Here is a 15,501-nt window from a genome sequence, read left to right on the forward strand (position 1 = left end):
GATGACGATTTCTGCTCAGGTAATTGATACGATTGTTGAATGGATTGATGATAATTTGAATCAACCATTGCGCATTGATGATATTGCACGCCATGCGGGATATTCAAAATGGCACCTGCAGCGTCTTTTTATGCAGTATAAAGGCGAAAGCCTCGGGCGTTACATTCGGGAACGCAAGCTGCTACTGGCCGCGCGCGATCTACGCGATACCGACCAGAAAGTGTACGACATCTGTTTGAAATACGGATTCGATTCGCAGCAGACCTTTACGCGTATTTTCACCCGTACGTTCAGCCAGCCGCCGGGCGCTTATCGCAAAGAAAATCATAGCCGAACGCATTAACAGCTAAGGGTTCTCGCGGGCCTAATCCGCCAGCGAGAACCAGCGCCGCCATATGAAGCGCAAAACGAAATACTCAATCACCCCCAGCAGTAAAAACCACAGACAAAACAGCAAAGTATAAAACTGGTTGAGATCCATCAAATGAAAGGTGGCCACGAATTTTTGCGCCAGTACCAGGCCAACTGATGGGGCGGGCAGCAGCAGACAGGACAAAAATGCCAGCAACAGGATCCCGGCGGCGGTCATCAGTGATTCAAGCGGGTGTTTCATGGTATTGTTAAACTTGAGTTAAAAAGCCATTGTCCGGGATCTCTGTGGGCAACGCAAACGCCACGTTTACAGCCCGGCCCAAATCTCACAATGTTTTTTCACCAGACCACTCAGTGACCCGCCTTCGGCGACGAAGTCACGCATGTTTTGTGCTTCATCATGATCATTTTTAACCTGCAGGTGTATAGCTTCAATCGCGCTGGCCGCGCCCACTTTATCCGCAGAGACCGCAACATTCTCCAGTAGTCGCAATGTGTCATCTGACAAGCGACAACCGTCGCCGGTATTGACGTCGGTGATGATTCCCGCCATACCAAAGCGACAGGCCTGAAAACGATTGAATTTATACAACAGGTAATCACGCTCCTGGTGCTTGAACGGCCGTTTGGTGAGTAACCAGTGGGCGGTAGCCTGAATAAGCCCTGCCATATTGACCGCATGATCAAGGGTCAGTGGCGTATCCATTACCCGAACCTCTACCGTGCCAAAGTGCGGGCTGGGACGGATATCCCAGTGTAAATCTTTAATACTATCAATCATGCTGGTGTAAGCCAGTCGACGGAATAGCCCCTCGAATTCCTGCCAGTTATTCACCCATGGCATCGGGCCATTATCGGGAAATCCGGAGAATATATTCAGTCGCGCGCAGGCAAACCGCGTGTCGGACGTCTGCATATAAGGTGAAGCGGCAGAGAGCGCAATAAAATGCGGAACAAATCGCGACAGGCCGTGCAGAAGGTATATGGCATCGTCGCCGTTTGCGCAGCCGATATGCACATGCTGGCCAAATACCGTCGCCTGCTGAATAAGATAACCGAAATTTTCCAGGTTACGCCGATAGCGTTCGTCATCGCAGACTTCCTGACGTTGCCATTTTTGAAATGGATGCGTACCCCCGCCACAAATGGCGAGGTGCTGCTCTGCAGCAACCCGCGTGATTATCTGCTGCATGGCGGATAATTCAGCACTCGCCTGGTCGATATTGCGACAAACTCCGGTCGCCATCTCCAGCATACTTTCCGTGATATCGTGCTTGACTTCTCCGGCGGTAAGCAGCGGCTTTACGGCGTCAATCAGCCGGGAAGAATCCTGGCTCAGGTCGTAGCCTGGAGGATTGACCACCTGCATTTCCAGTTCAATGCCTAACGTGAAAGGGTCAGAAACATGAAAATCGGGAAGTGGCATAAGACTCTCTTCAGCGTTGATTTTTAATCAGTATAGAAGGGCGGCTGATTTTCTGTTCGTTGTCAGATATTCCCTGGTGACGCTTTGAAGGTGAAATAGCTGGTGTTATAACTATTTTTTACTTCGCAACTGGGGTTGAATCGTGCCGGAAATAAATCTTTATGGGCAGACCGTCGGCGATGTTGTGCCGGACTGGAATGGCGCTGCCGTACTGCCACGGGAAACGCTTGTCGGTCAATATTGTCGACTGGTTCCTCTGGATGCCGACAGCCATGCCGCCGATCTGTTTGATGCCTACGCGCAGGCACCGGACGATCGCGACTGGACCTGGCTTGCAAGCTCTCGCCCCACAAGCGTTGAGGCTGCAGCTTGTTGGGTTGAGGGGAAATCCACTGATGCCTCTCTGGTTCCCTATGCCGTCATTGAGCAGCGTTTCGGACGTGCCGTCGGACTGGTGTGTTTTATGGCGATCGAACGAGAGCACGGTTCGGTCGAAATTGGTCATGTGACCTGGTCACCGCGCATGAAAAATACGGTACTTGGCACCGAAAGCATCTGGCTGCTGCTGCGCCAGGCGTTTGCGTTGGGTTATCGTCGCGTGGAGTGGAAATGCGATTCTTTGAACACCGCTTCTCGACGGGCAGCGGAGCGCCTTGGGTTTATCTTCGAAGGACGCTTTCGCCAGAAGATTGTGCGCAAGGGTCGCAATCGCGACAGCGACTGGTTATCGATGATTGACGGCGAATGGCCCCAGTGTGATGCCGTGTTACAGCGCTGGCTGGCGGCGGAGAACTTTGATGAACACGGGCGGCAACGCCGGTCAATGGCGGACTTTGTTACAAAGTCGCTTCACACAGAGTAATGATGTTTTCATCATGCTGAAACCAGCGAACATTAACTTCCTGTCCGGCGAGGTTTTGCGAAAATGACGGGGTGATTTGCACCGTTAAGTGTGTCGCTGTGAGTGCAACTATTTTGGCGCTGGCAAAACCCGGCAGCTCTGATGCCTGCGCGGAAAATGTTTTATACACGCTCTCTTTGGCGGAAAATGCCAAGGTTAAGGCGAGCGGAAAGGGAACCAAACTGAACTGTAAAAGCCGTTGTTCACAGTTATCGATAATGCCGCCAGTCAGATCAACTGCGGTTTGTGGTGTAAAAATAGCTTCTATATCCAGTCCGACGGGATGCGTCGATACCACCGCCAGCGCAGTTGACGTACTGTGGCTGATGCTGCCAAACAACTTTTGTGGCCACAGCGGTTGTCGCTGCCCGCCGATGCCAGGCACAGTTTTGATACCGTATTCACGTAATGCATGTACTGCGGCAATACGCCCCGCTAAGTGCTCAGCTTTACGCTTACGCCCACAGGATTGAAGCTGAGTATGGTGGGGGAGCCAGAGCAGGTCGTGCTCATGGAAGCTGTCGGGATCGAACTCGACAATGTGCAGCGTGTGCTCTGCGAAAGTGAGTGGTGTGTGCGTTGTGTGCATCGTCGTTATTGTTTCCCTCTCCCCGTAGCGAGGAGAGGGAGAAACGTTATCAGAAGTGCGTATTAACGCTCATGAACCACGTCCGGCCCGGTTCGTTATAGGTGTGCGCGCCAGCGCCCGCCATATAGTTCCCGGTTACAATATCGCCCGTGGTCTGGGCATTGCCTTCACGCCACAGACGTTTGTCGAAGACGTTATCCACGCCGCCAGTCAGGCTGACATTTTTCGTCACATCCCAGGTCGCGCTCAGGCCGACGATGCTGTACGGGCTGACTTCACTCGCCGAACTACCGGTTACCGGTTTACCCTGGTAATCGTATTTCTTCGGCTGCTGTTTACCGTACCAGGTGAAGGTTGACTGCAGCGATAAATCTTCACGCGCTTGCCAGCTCAGCGTTGAGTTCAGCGTGTATTCAGGAATAATCGACAAGCGCTCGCCGGTCTCTTTATTCTTACTTTGCAGCATGTAGGTAATGTTGTTGGTCCAGTTAACGGTTTCGCTAACCGGTACGTTCAACGTACCTTCCAGACCCTCAACCACTGCTTTAGGAATGTTTTCCCACTGATAGATATCAGTGTAAGTCGTCTTCCCTTTGCTGGTGATAGACGTTCTGTCGAACGGTACCGTACCCGCTTCAATCTTGTTGCGGTAATCGTTACGGAACCAGGTTACCCCGGCCAGCCAGCCGTCACGTTTGAACTCAAGACCAATCTCTTTGTTGATACTGGTTTCGGCCTTCAGGTCATCGTTGCCCATCATGTAGCAACCAATGCCCGTCGCGGAACCGGTGGCGTAGCAACCCTGGCCTTTGCTGTACAGAATGTAGTTCGGGTTGAGCTGGTACAGGCTTGGTGCTTTATAGGCTCGCGCAATCCCCATCTTCAGCGTGAAGTCATCACCCAGACCCTGGGACAGGTTCAGAGATGGGCTCCAGTTGTCACCAACGATGCTGTGGTGGTCGAAACGCAGACCCGGCGTCAACATGGTGCTGTCGGTCAGTTCCATGTTGTTTTCAGCAAACAGAGAGAAAATCTCCGCGTCTGAGTATGGGCTACGGTTGGTACTGCTCGAACCTGGAATATCACCGCCCATAAAGGTCTGTGAATTGGACAACATGTCCTTCATGCGTTGCTGGTTCCATTCGGTACCAAGCGTCAGGTTTTGGTTGACCAGCAGATCTAACGGAATGCTGACTTCACTGTGCAGCATGACGTCACTCAGGTCGGCGTCGAGATATTTTTGTGACGCATTCGGGTCGAAGATACCCTCAGTACCGCCCGCCAGACCTTCAGGCGTACGGGAGTTACGCGTATGTTCGTACTGTACCCAGTTGCTGGTGGTGACGCCGTTATCCCAGCCGCCATTCCAGGTCAGAGAATAGTTCTGACGGTAAAGACGGTTGGTCTCTTTCCCGTAGTTATCTTTCACCAGTTGGTTGGTGTTAGTGTTTTGAGTGTCGCCCGCATACAGGTTGCCCTGACGGCTATAACCGGCTTCCAGTTCCAGTGACTGGAGTGGGGCGAAATCCCAGCGAACCACACCGTTAATGTCTTTGTTGATCACCCCTTCACGACCGGCTGGTAAGGTATTTGAATATGTGCCGGTACGTTCTGACTGATGACCCTGGTTGATGTCCCATGCGTCGGCCTGGGTTTTATCGAGATTACCGTACAGGCGGAAGCTGAAATCCCCACCCATTGGACCATTCAGGCTAAAGTTGGTGCGCTTGGTCGATCCTTCGTCTTTGTGTTCCGGGGCGTTGAAATAGGTATCCCAGGAACCGTGCCATTCATTGCTGCCTTTTTTGGTGATGATATTCACCACGCCGCCAGCTGCGCCATTGCCATAGCGTGCCGCGGCAGGACCGCGCAGCACTTCAATACGCTCAATCATTTCCGGTGGAACCCAGGCGGTATCGCCGCGGGTATCACGCTCGCCGCGCCAGCCCTGGCGTACGGAGTTACGGCTGGTAACCGGTTTACCGTCGATCAAAATCAGGGTGTTTTCTGGCCCCATGCCGCGAATATCGATCTGGCGGTTGTTGCCGCGCTGACCGCTGGTTGAGTTACCGGTCAGGTTAACGCCAGGCATGGTACGGATGATTTCCGACACATCGCGAGCGGGAGGGTTCTTACGAATTTCATCAGCGGTAATGGTTGACACGCCCGGCGCCTGTAGGTTCTGCTGGGCGGCGGTAACGACGATGGTGTCTTCATGAGAGACAGCTACGCTATCGGTTTGATCTTCTGCCATTGCTGGCAGGGCTACCCCGTAAATCCCTAAATTGACCAATAAAGCCAGTGAATGAATCTTGTTGTTCATTGTATGTCCTGCTGTTCTTTTAGCCACGAGTACCAATGTGCCTCGGTGCGGCATTTGGTCTGATGTCGCCCGCATCTGCGTAAACTATCCATTCCAGAAAAAGTACGCAGCGCCAGGTCGGTTTATAAGTGGTGAAAAACTGTGCGCGCTTCCCACAGCGCGACAATACGCTATTGCAAATGCAAATAGTTATCAATAATATTATCAATATATTTCACGCTAAATCATAAAATTTCACAATAAACATGGGGTTATGGCGGTGACGACGTTAAAGATGGGAAGCGAGGCGTGGTGGCAGTCAAAAAAAGGCCCGGAGTGGGAGCGTGAAGACAACGGAAATTATCGGGTAACCTTCTGGTGGCGTGACCCGCAGGGAACGGAGAAAGAGTCAGCCATTCATCGCGTGTGGGTCTATATCACTGGCGTCACCGATCATCATCAAAACGCTACCCCTCAGTCGATGCAACGCATTGATGGAACAAATGTTTGGTGCTGGCGTGTTTCTCTCAGCGCCAACTGGCGCGGCAGCTACTGTTTTATCCCGACAACACGAAACGATATCTTTTCCTCGCTGGCGGTGGGCGCAGCGCCTGACCGAAGCGTACTGCGTGAAGGCTGGCGGCAATTGCTGCCGCAGGCCATTGCCGATCCCCTTAATCCGCAGAGCTGGCAGGGCGGTCGCGGCCATGCGGTGTCTGCGCTGGAAATGCCGGAGGCGCCCGTACAGCCCGGATGGGATCGACCTGAAGACCCCGATTCACCCGCAGTTTGCCTGCAATGGCGTAGCGCCAGGCTTGGTAATACGCGTCGCGTATGGGTATTTACCACCGGAGTGGCCCAAGCGGAATCTCGTCCGCTGGCTATCCTGCTGGATGGGCAGTTTTGGGCACAGAGTATGCCGGTCTGGCCTGCGCTAACTTCACTTACGCATCGTGGACACCTTCCTCCTGCCGTTTATCTCCTGATTGATGCCATCGACACGGCTCACCGTAGCCGCGAACTGCCGTGTAACGCGGATTTTTGGTTGGCGGTACAAGAGGAGCTGTTGCCGCTGGTGAAGACGACGACCGCATTCAGTGACGATCCGCAGCGTACTGTGGTCGCCGGACAAAGTTTTGGCGGGTTGTCATCGCTGTATGCCGGGCTGAACTGGCCCGCGCGCTTTGGCTGTGTTCTTAGCCAGTCGGGCTCTTACTGGTGGCCGCATCGTGGTGGTGGTCAGGACGGAGCGATCGTCGAGCAACTGAAGACCGGGACCATCAGCGCTCAGGGACTGCGTATTGTCCTGGAAGCGGGGATCCGCGAGCCTATTATTTATCGCGCTAATCAGGCGTTATATGCCCAGTTACCTTCTGCACCACAGTCTATTTTCTGGCGTCAGGTTGATGGTGGACACGATGCGCTTTGCTGGCGCGGCGGTCTGATGCAAGGGCTAATGACGCTCTGGCAACCGCTTACCGACACGATTTAACCGGACGACGTTCCACGACAGGAGTTGAGTATGGAATTCAGTAACCCCTTCGATAATCCGCAGGGCCAGTTTTACATTCTGCAAAATCCCCAACGTCAGTTTAGCCTTTGGCCGCAGCAGTGCTCACTTCCTGCTGGTTGGCAAATTGCTTGCGAGCCCCAATCCCAGGAAGCCTGCCAGCAATGGCTGGATGCAAACTGGACCACGCTGACGCCCGCGAACTATGTCGATGTGCAGGAGGCTCCATGACTCAGCGTTTACCGTTAGTGGCGGCTCAGCCGGGGATCTGGATGGCGGAAAAACTCTCCACATTGCCCTCGGCGTGGAGCGTGGCGCACTACGTAGAATTAACCGGCGAACTGGACGCGTTGTTGCTGGCGAAAGCGGTTGTGGCGGGCCTGGAGCAGGCCGATACATTGCGAATGCAGTTTAGCGAAGATAACGGCGAGGTCTGGCAATGGGTGGATCCTGCGCTCACTTTTGCGCAACCCGAAATCATCGATCTGCGCGAAAAATCCAACCCACATGAGGCGGCGCGTGCGTTGATGCAGGCAGACCTGCAGCAGGACATACGTGCTGACGGCAATAAGCCGCTGGTTTTTCACCAGCTTTTACAGGTGGGAGATAAACGTTGGTATTGGTATCAGCGTTACCATCATTTGCTGGTCGATGGCTTCAGCTTCCCGGCCATTACCCGCCAGATAGCCGCAATCTATCGCGCATGGCTAGATGGCGAGTCTACGCCAGACTCGCCTTTTACGCCGTTCGCCGAGGTGGTGGAAGAGTATCAACAGTACCGTCAAAGTGATGCCTGGCAACGCGACGGAGCCTTCTGGCGCGAGCAGCGAAAACAACTGCCACCACCGGCTTCACTGTCGAACAATCCGTTGCCGGGACGCTCGGCCAGCGCGGATATTATTCGCATGAAGTTAACCGCGCCTGAAGGAGCGTTTCGCCGGCTTGCGGCGCGCATGCCTGACGTTCAGCGTGCGGATCTGGCCCTCGCGCTGGTGGCATTGTGGCTGGGACGTTTATGCAGCCGAATGGATTATGCCGCCGGGTTTATCTTTATGCGGCGCATGGGCTCGGCGGCGTTGACGTCCACTGGACCGGTTTTAAACGTTCTGCCATTTGGTGTGAGGCTGGATGCGGCAGAAAACTTGCCTGCGCTTGCACAACGACTGGCCGGACAGTTGAAGAAAATGCGTCGGCATCAACGTTATGATGCCGAACAAATCGTTCGCGACAGCGGGCGTGCAGCCGGTGCAGAGCCGCTGTTTGGCCCGGTGCTGAACGTGAAAATATTCGACTATCATCTGAATATTCCCGGCGTTCAGGCGCAAACTCATACGCTGGCGACAGGACCGGTGAACGATCTTGAACTGGCGTTGTTCCCGGATGAAAACGGCGGGCTGAGTATTGAAATCCTGGCCAATAAACAGCGCTACGATGCAGAAACGCTGGCGCAGCATGCCTCGCGTTTAATCGGGCTTATCGAGCAGTTTGCTGACAATCCGTCGCTATGCTGCGGCGACGCCGGGATGCTGTTGCCTACAGAACATGAGCGGCTGGCGAAGATTAACGACACGACCGTGGAGATCCCGTTCACTACGCTTAGCGCACTGGTGACACAGCAGGCCGATAAAACGCCGGATGCCCCGGCGCTGGCCGATGCCCGTTATCAGTTTAGCTATCGCGAAATGCGCCAGCAGGTCGTGGCGCTGGCGAGCCTTCTGCGCGAACGCGGCGTCCGTCCTGGCGACAGCGTAGCTGTGGCATTACCGCGTTCTGTGTTCCTGACGCTGGCGCTGCACGGTATTGTGGAAGCCGGAGCTGCCTGGCTGCCGTTGGATACCGGATACCCGGACGATCGCCTGCGGATGATGCTCGAAGACGCGAAGCCAAAATTGTTGATAGCGACTGAAGAGCAACTGGCGCGTTTTAGCGATATCCCAGGGCTGGAAAGTCTCTGCTATGACTCGCCGCTGCCAGCAGAAGATTCTGCTCCGTTGGCGTTATCTCAACCCAATCATACGGCCTATATCATTTTTACTTCCGGTTCTACCGGTAGACCAAAAGGGGTGATGGTTGGGCAAACCGCCATCGTTAACCGTCTGCTGTGGATGCAAAATCACTATCCGCTGACCGCAGATGATGTGGTGGCGCAAAAAACGCCATGCAGTTTTGACGTCTCGGTATGGGAGTTTTTCTGGCCGTTTATTGCCGGGGCAAAACTGGTCATGGCAGAACCTGAAGCGCACCGCGATCCGCTGGCGATGCAGCAGTTCTTTGCCCGTTATAGGGTGACGACCACGCACTTTGTCCCCTCTATGTTGGCCGCTTTTGTCGCTTCACTGACGCCGGAAGCCGCGCGGGAGAGTTGTGCCTCTCTGAAACGGGTATTTTGCAGCGGCGAAGCCTTGCCAGCCGATTTATGCCGTGAGTGGGAGCAGTTGACTCATGCGCCACTGCACAATTTGTACGGACCAACGGAAGCTGCGGTCGATGTGAGCTGGTATCCGGCCTGGGGAGAAGATCTCGCTGCCGTAACCGGCAACAGCGTACCGATTGGCTATCCGGTTTGGAATACCGGTTTACGCATTCTGGATGCCATGATGCGCCCGGTGCCTTTCGGCGTAGCGGGCGACCTGTATCTGACGGGGATCCAACTGGCGCAAGGCTATCTGGGGCGTCCGGATCTGACGGCGAGCCGCTTTATCGCCGATCCGTTTAACGTCGGTGAACGTATGTACCGTACCGGAGATGTGGCGCGCTGGCTGGAAAATGGCGCGGTGGAATACCTCGGGCGCAGCGATGACCAGCTTAAAATTCGTGGACAGCGCATTGAGCTCGGCGAGATTGACCGGGTGATGCAGCAGTTGCCTGATGTCGAGCATGCCGTTGCCCATGCCTGCGTATTCAACCAGGCTGCGGCGACAGGCGGCGATGCGCGTCAACTTGTGGGGTATCTGGTGTCGCAATCGGGTTTGCCGCTGGATACGGCTGTGTTGCGGGAACGTCTGCGCGAAAAACTGCCTGCGCACATGGTTCCGACGGTATTGTTACAACTGGCGGAGTTGCCGCTTAGCGCGAACGGTAAACTGGATCGTAAAGCGCTACCGATGCCGCAGTTGACGTCGCGTGTTTCCGGGCGCGCACCGCGATCAGGGACTGAGACCACCATCGCGCAGTCTTTTGCGGCCTTGCTGGATTGTGAGGTGAATGATGTAGAGGCTGATTTCTTTGCGCTTGGTGGGCATTCGCTGCTGGCGATGAAGCTGGCAGCGCAGTTGAGCCGCATTTTTGAGCGTCAGGTGACGCCCGGGCAGATTATGGTGGCTTCCACCGTGGAACAACTGAGCGCATTGCTGGAGAGCAATGATGATGAACAGTCGCAGCGTCTGGGATTCGAGACGCTATTGCCACTGCGTGAAAGTCACGGCCCAACGTTGTTCTGCTTCCATCCGGCGTCGGGTTTTGCCTGGCAGTTTAGCGTGCTGTCGCGTTATCTCAGCCCTCAGTGGTCGATTATGGGTATTCAGTCGCCACGACCGGATGGCCCGATGCAAACGGCGGAAAATCTCGACTCGGTATGCGAACATCACCTGGCAACGCTGCTCAGTCAACAACCTCACGGACCTTACTATTTATTAGGTTATTCGCTGGGCGGCACGCTGGCACAGGGGATCGCCGCGCGCTTACATGCCAGAGGAGAGTCGGTTGCATTCCTCGGTCTGTTGGATACCTGGCCGCCAGAGACGCAAAACTGGCAAGAAAAAGAGGCCAATGGGCTGGATCCAGCGGTGCTGGCGGAGATCGAGCGTGAACGCGAAGCGTTTCTGGCGGCGCAGCAGGGGAATGCGTCAGAGGGCTTATTTAACGCTATAGAAGGCAACTACGCCGATGCGGTTCGCCTGCTCACCACGGCGCACAGCGTGCCGTTTGCAGGTCACGCCACGTTGTTCGTTGCTGAGCGTACCTTAGTGCCGGGTGTCAGCCCTGAACGTAGCTGGGCCCCGTGGATATCCAGTCTGGATGTTTACCGCCACGACTGCGCGCATGTTGATATTATTTCTCCCGTCTCGTTTGAGGTGATAGGGCCAATCATAAACACCCTGATCAATAAATCGGTATAACCAGACTTATTTCGTTATCGGAACGATCGAATAACTCCATAATGTAAATGATATGTTATGGAGTTGATCTTTCTTGGGGACAGAGGGCGATTAAAGGGGTGAATAAATTCCTAATATAATTTTTGGTAGGGCTTCCAGCACAAAGAGTGTTTCGGATTATTCTGACTAGCTGGTAGACTCCCCCCACAGAAATGTTTTTCTTTTGGGAAAGTTTTCAGGTCACGCAACATGTCATCATTAAATATTAAGCAAGATAGCGTTTCGGAATTTACTGGCTATCCTCAGCCAGCGGCAAACGCAAATGAAATCGATTTAGTGAACCTAATCGAAATCTTATGGCGAGCAAAAACGAAAATTATCGCGACCGTTTTCGCCTTTGCTTGTGTGGGTATTCTGGTATCTTTCCTGCTTCCGCAAAAATGGACCAGTCAGGCAATCGTGACCCCCGCAGAACCGATTCAGTGGCAGAGTCTCGAGAATACGTTGACCAAATTGCGCGTGCTGGATATGGATATTAGCGTTAGCCGTGGTGATGTGTTTAACCTGTTTATCAAAAAATTCCAGTCGCCTTCATTGTTAGAAGAATATCTGCGCTCTTCACCTTACGTGATGGATCAATTGAAAGGCGCTGATATCGACGAAATGGACCTGCACCGGGCAATCGTGAGGCTCAGTGAAAATATGAAAGCGACCGACAGCAATGCAGTAAAAAAGAATGAAACCTCGCTGTATACCGCATGGACTCTGAGTTTTACCGCGCCGCTAGCCGAAGAAGCCCAGTCTGTGCTGAAGGGCTATATCCAGTATATTTCTGATGTTGTAGTGAAAGAAACGCTGGAAGATATTCGCAATAAACTGTCCATCAAAACCAGCTTCGAGAAAGAAAGGCTGGAGATGGATCGCGTCAGGCTCAAGAACCAACTGGAAGCAAATATCCAGCGACTGAACTACTCGCTGGAGATTGCCAATGCCGCCGGGATTAAAAAGCCGGTCTACAGTAATGGCCAGGCGGTGAAGGATGACCCTGATTTCTCTATTTCACTGGGTGCTGACGGCATCGAACGTAAATTAGAAATAGAAAAATCAGTAACGGATGTTGCTGAAATTAACGGTGAATTACGTAATCGGCAGTATCACGTTGAGCAACTGTTAGCGATGAATGTGAGCGACGTAAAATTCACACCGTTTAAATATCAACTTACGCCTTCGCTGCCGGTGAAAAAAGATGGCCCGGCTAAATCAATGATCGTTATTCTGGCCGCATTACTGGGTGGAATGGTGGCGTGTGGTGGCGTTCTGCTGAACTATGCCATGGTGTCGCGTAAGCAAAAAATGACGTTTATTGATCAGCAACTGGTGTGATGAATTATCGTATGGCGGCAAGCCAGCCGCCTTACGATAACGCGTGTTATTTGCTGCGTCCAAGTGGCACTACTAACGGCGTTCCGGCAACTGGATCGTCGATAATCATACAGCGCAGTCCATAGATTTTTTCAATAAGCTGCGCGGTGACGATCTCCTTCGGTGCACCCTCGGCAATAATTTTTCCATCTCGCAGCGCAATCAGATGCGTCGCATAGCGACAGGCCTGATTCAGGTCGTGCAAAACGGCGGCCAGCGTGTAGCCTTTTTCCCGGTTTAACTCACTCAGCAGTTCCAGCAGATCGATCTGATGACTGATATCCAGCCAGGTGGTGGGTTCATCAAGCAGCATAATCGACGTTTCCTGCGCCAGCACCATCGCAATCCATGCACGTTGACGTTGTCCGCCGGAAAGGGTATCCACACTTTGTGATGCCAGGTGGGTGATACCCGTCGCCTGCATGGCGTTTGAGACCGCAATTTCATCCTCTTGCCGCCAGCGGGTAAACAGCGGCTGGTGCGGATAGCGCCCGCGGGCAACCAGCTCTTGTACCGTAATATCTCCCGGCGTGGTTGCGTTTTGCGCCAGCAAACCTATTCTTCGGGCGACTTCCTTGCTGGCATAGTGTTGAATATGTTCGCCGTCGAGCCAGACCTTGCCGTTCGCGGGCGTCATCAGGCGACTAAGCGTGCGCAGCAATGTCGATTTCCCGCAGCCATTTGGCCCGATAATCGCGGTGAAGTGACCGTCGGGAATCGACACATTGAGGTTTTCCGCCACGGTAAACTTGCCATAACCCAACGTTAACTGGTCGCCACGCAAACGGGCTACTGATTCGGTCATTTTTTGCGGGACTCCTGAATTAACAAGACGATAAGATAAATACCGCCGAGGCTTACGGTGACAACGCCCACCGGAAGCTGATAAGGCATAAACAGCTGTTGGGCGCATAAATCCGCCATCAACAGCAGCAACGCGCCGCACAGCGCTGACAGGGTTAATCCCCAGCGCGATGTGCCGCTTATACGTCGCGCGATATGCGGCGCGACAAGGGCAATAAACGAGATAGGACCCGCCAGCGCGGTGGCGGCAGCGGTCAGTACAACCGCAACCAGCATCATCATCAGACGCGAGCGCTCAACGCTGACACCAAGCGCACAGGCACTGTCATCACCCATTTCCAGTAAGCGCATCCGGCGTACCAGCAATGTGGCGCATACCAGCATGATGATAATCAGCGGGGCAGACGGCCAGGTTTTGGCCCAGGTCAGGCCATTGAGCGATCCAGCGTTCCACAGTCCAGCCGTTAGCGCGGTTTCTAATGATGCTTTCAGCAGTAGCCAGGTGTTGAACGCCACCAGCATGGCGCGTATGCCGATACCAATAATAATTAGCCGGAAGGTGTCGATCCCATTGCGCCAGGCGAGCGCCCAGACCACCAGAGAAGTCAGGATCCCACCGAGCATGGCTGCCAGTGCGATCGCGGTAAGATGCTGTCCGAACAGCACCATTGCCACCAGCACACCGCTCCAGGCCCCGGTATTGAAACCCATCACATCCGGGCTACCCAGCGGGTTACGCATCAGCGACTGAAATATTGCGCCGCTCACGCCGAGCGCTGCGCCAATCAATAGTGCCATGAGCACGCGTGGCAAACGCCATTCGGTCACCACCAGGGTAATACTGCGCGGCGCATCGCCGAGCAGGGCGGCAATAATTTGCTGGGTTTCCAGCGTAACAACGCCGCTACGCAGGCTCCATAAACCAATGACGAGACAACCTGCAACCAGCAGTAGGCTGCTGATTATCAGGCGGCGGGAGAGGTGCATCATGCGCCACCCCCGCGCGATTTACGGCGTACCAGAAAGATAAGCACCGGCGCGCCGATGAAAGCGCTGACCACCGACACGCGCAGCTCGCCGGGAACAATCAGGCGACCGATGATATCGGCAATCAGTAACAGAGAAGGGGTTGCCAACAGGGTGACGGGCAGTGACCAGCGGTGATCCGCCCCCACCAGCCAGCGCGCCATGTGAGGTATCATCAGGCCGATAAAGGCGATAGGACCGACAATCGCGGTCGCGCTGCCGCACAGTACAGTAATCACCAGCAGGCCAATAAACTGTGTGCGAGCGACTTTACTACCAAGCGCAGTAGCAGTGTCGCTCCCGAGGCTCAGGCTATTCAGGGCGCGACTGAGGAACAGCGCGACAGCCGCGGCAATCAGTACTGGTACCAATACAACCTTCAGCGTTTGCAGGCTGCGGATATCCAGTGAGCCAGCTTGCCAGAAACGCAACTGATCGTAAACGTCCGGGTTGAGCAGGGCGATGCCGGTGGATAATCCTTCCAGCACCGCGCCCAGGGCAACGCCCGCCAGCGTCAAACGTACCGGGCTTAACTGCCCACCGCCCTGACTACCGGTAAAAGCTACGATCAGTGACGCAGCCAGCGCACCGCAAAAGGCCATCAGCAGTTGCTCTTGCGCAGAGGAAAAGCCGAACAGCGCGGCGCCCAGCACAATAGCGAAGCTGGCACCGGAGTTGACGCCCAGAATGCCGGGATCGGCTAGAGGGTTACGCGTGAGCGTTTGCATTAATGCGCCAGCCAGGCCCAGCGCACCACCGGCGAGCAGCCCCGCCAGCGTGCGTGGGAGTCGCGCGTCAAGCACGATGGTGCAATCAGCGCTTTGACAACTGCCGGTGAGCGCATCCAGCACCACGGAGGCAGGTAGCGACTTGGCGCCAATAACCAGACTTAATACCGTGGTCAGAACAAGTAATAACAATAGTCCGGGCACGGCGAAGGCGCGTGTCGCGGAAACAGAGCATGACATATCAACTCCCCTGATAATGATAGTAATTATCGTTATCGATCTTATTTGGATATGTTAGCATGTGCAGCCATCGAATGGATATTG

Annotated in this window: 13 protein-coding genes; 6 read left to right on the top strand and 7 right to left on the bottom strand. The window is 54.3% G+C overall.

Features of this window, described 5'->3' with window-relative positions; all coding sequences use genetic code 11:
* Nucleotide 1 precedes the first annotated feature (1 nt).
* Nucleotides 2-343, top strand: coding sequence for a RamA family antibiotic efflux transcriptional regulator (locus G4551_RS06825; RefSeq protein ID WP_003021996.1), 342 nt, complete (start codon nucleotides 2-4; stop codon nucleotides 341-343).
* 21 nt (nucleotides 344-364) lie between these two features.
* Here G4551_RS06825 and G4551_RS06830 read toward each other — a convergent pair whose 3' ends face one another.
* Nucleotides 365-613: a DUF1158 domain-containing protein gene (locus G4551_RS06830; protein ID WP_003835669.1), complete on the bottom strand. Its 249-nt coding sequence runs from the start codon at nucleotides 611-613 to the stop codon at nucleotides 365-367.
* Between the two features lie 66 nt (nucleotides 614-679).
* A complete protein-coding gene (locus tag G4551_RS06835) occupies nucleotides 680-1,798 on the bottom strand; it encodes a YbdK family carboxylate-amine ligase (RefSeq protein ID WP_003835665.1) in 1,119 nt (372 codons plus the stop codon).
* Nucleotides 1,799-1,940: 142 nt separating this feature from the next.
* Between G4551_RS06835 and G4551_RS06840 the strand changes: the two genes are divergently transcribed.
* Nucleotides 1,941-2,660 (top strand): GNAT family N-acetyltransferase, encoded by a 720-nt coding sequence (locus G4551_RS06840; RefSeq protein WP_003835662.1) that lies wholly within the window; start codon nucleotides 1,941-1,943, stop codon nucleotides 2,658-2,660.
* Here the strand turns inward: G4551_RS06840 and entD are convergent.
* Complete coding sequence (entD, locus tag G4551_RS06845; protein ID WP_003835660.1) at nucleotides 2,635-3,288, bottom strand: enterobactin synthase subunit EntD; 654 nt, start codon at nucleotides 3,286-3,288, stop codon at nucleotides 2,635-2,637. The two genes, G4551_RS06840 and entD, sit on opposite strands and share 26 nt — an antisense overlap.
* Nucleotides 3,289-3,337: 49 nt before the next feature.
* Nucleotides 3,338-5,611: a TonB-dependent siderophore receptor gene (locus G4551_RS06850; RefSeq protein ID WP_003835658.1), complete on the bottom strand. Its 2,274-nt coding sequence runs from the start codon at nucleotides 5,609-5,611 to the stop codon at nucleotides 3,338-3,340.
* Between the two features lie 253 nt (nucleotides 5,612-5,864).
* Here G4551_RS06850 and fes point away from each other — a divergent pair, with 253 nt between their 5' ends.
* The 4 genes from fes to wzz(fepE) all read left to right on the top strand — a co-directional run bounded on the left by fes (nucleotide 5,865) and on the right by wzz(fepE) (nucleotide 12,580).
* Nucleotides 5,865-7,082 (top strand): enterochelin esterase, encoded by a 1,218-nt coding sequence (fes, locus tag G4551_RS06855; protein ID WP_003835656.1) that lies wholly within the window; start codon nucleotides 5,865-5,867, stop codon nucleotides 7,080-7,082.
* Between the two features lie 30 nt (nucleotides 7,083-7,112).
* Complete coding sequence (locus G4551_RS06860) at nucleotides 7,113-7,331, top strand: MbtH family protein (RefSeq protein ID WP_003835654.1); 219 nt, start codon at nucleotides 7,113-7,115, stop codon at nucleotides 7,329-7,331.
* On the top strand, nucleotides 7,328-11,218 hold the full coding sequence (gene entF, locus G4551_RS06865) for an enterobactin non-ribosomal peptide synthetase EntF (protein WP_003835653.1): 3,891 nt from the start codon (nucleotides 7,328-7,330) through the stop codon (nucleotides 11,216-11,218). Before G4551_RS06860 ends, entF begins: the two co-directional genes overlap by 4 nt.
* Before the next feature lie 228 nt (nucleotides 11,219-11,446).
* Nucleotides 11,447-12,580 carry an LPS O-antigen length regulator Wzz(fepE) gene (gene wzz(fepE) / locus G4551_RS06870; RefSeq protein WP_003835650.1) on the top strand — a complete coding sequence of 378 codons (1,134 nt, stop codon included), beginning with the start codon at nucleotides 11,447-11,449 and terminating at the stop codon, nucleotides 12,578-12,580.
* A 46-nt stretch (nucleotides 12,581-12,626) separates the two neighbouring features.
* On the opposite strand, the gene fepC is transcribed toward wzz(fepE), so the two are convergent.
* From fepC to fepD, 3 genes are read right to left on the bottom strand one after another with little or no spacing between them, the layout of a single operon-like run.
* Entirely contained in the window at nucleotides 12,627-13,424 is a 798-nt protein-coding gene (fepC, locus tag G4551_RS06875) for an iron-enterobactin ABC transporter ATP-binding protein (RefSeq protein ID WP_003022023.1), read from the bottom strand.
* Entirely contained in the window at nucleotides 13,421-14,413 is a 993-nt protein-coding gene (fepG, locus tag G4551_RS06880; RefSeq protein WP_003022026.1) for an iron-enterobactin ABC transporter permease, read from the bottom strand. The genes fepC and fepG overlap by 4 nt, the downstream gene beginning before the upstream one ends.
* Nucleotides 14,410-15,417 (bottom strand): Fe(3+)-siderophore ABC transporter permease, encoded by a 1,008-nt coding sequence (gene fepD / locus G4551_RS06885; protein ID WP_003835646.1) that lies wholly within the window; start codon nucleotides 15,415-15,417, stop codon nucleotides 14,410-14,412. The genes fepG and fepD overlap by 4 nt, the downstream gene beginning before the upstream one ends.
* Nucleotides 15,418-15,501 lie beyond the last annotated feature (84 nt).

The sequence above is a fragment of the Citrobacter freundii ATCC 8090 = MTCC 1658 = NBRC 12681 genome (genome assembly GCF_011064845.1).
Taxonomy (GTDB): domain Bacteria; phylum Pseudomonadota; class Gammaproteobacteria; order Enterobacterales; family Enterobacteriaceae; genus Citrobacter; species Citrobacter freundii.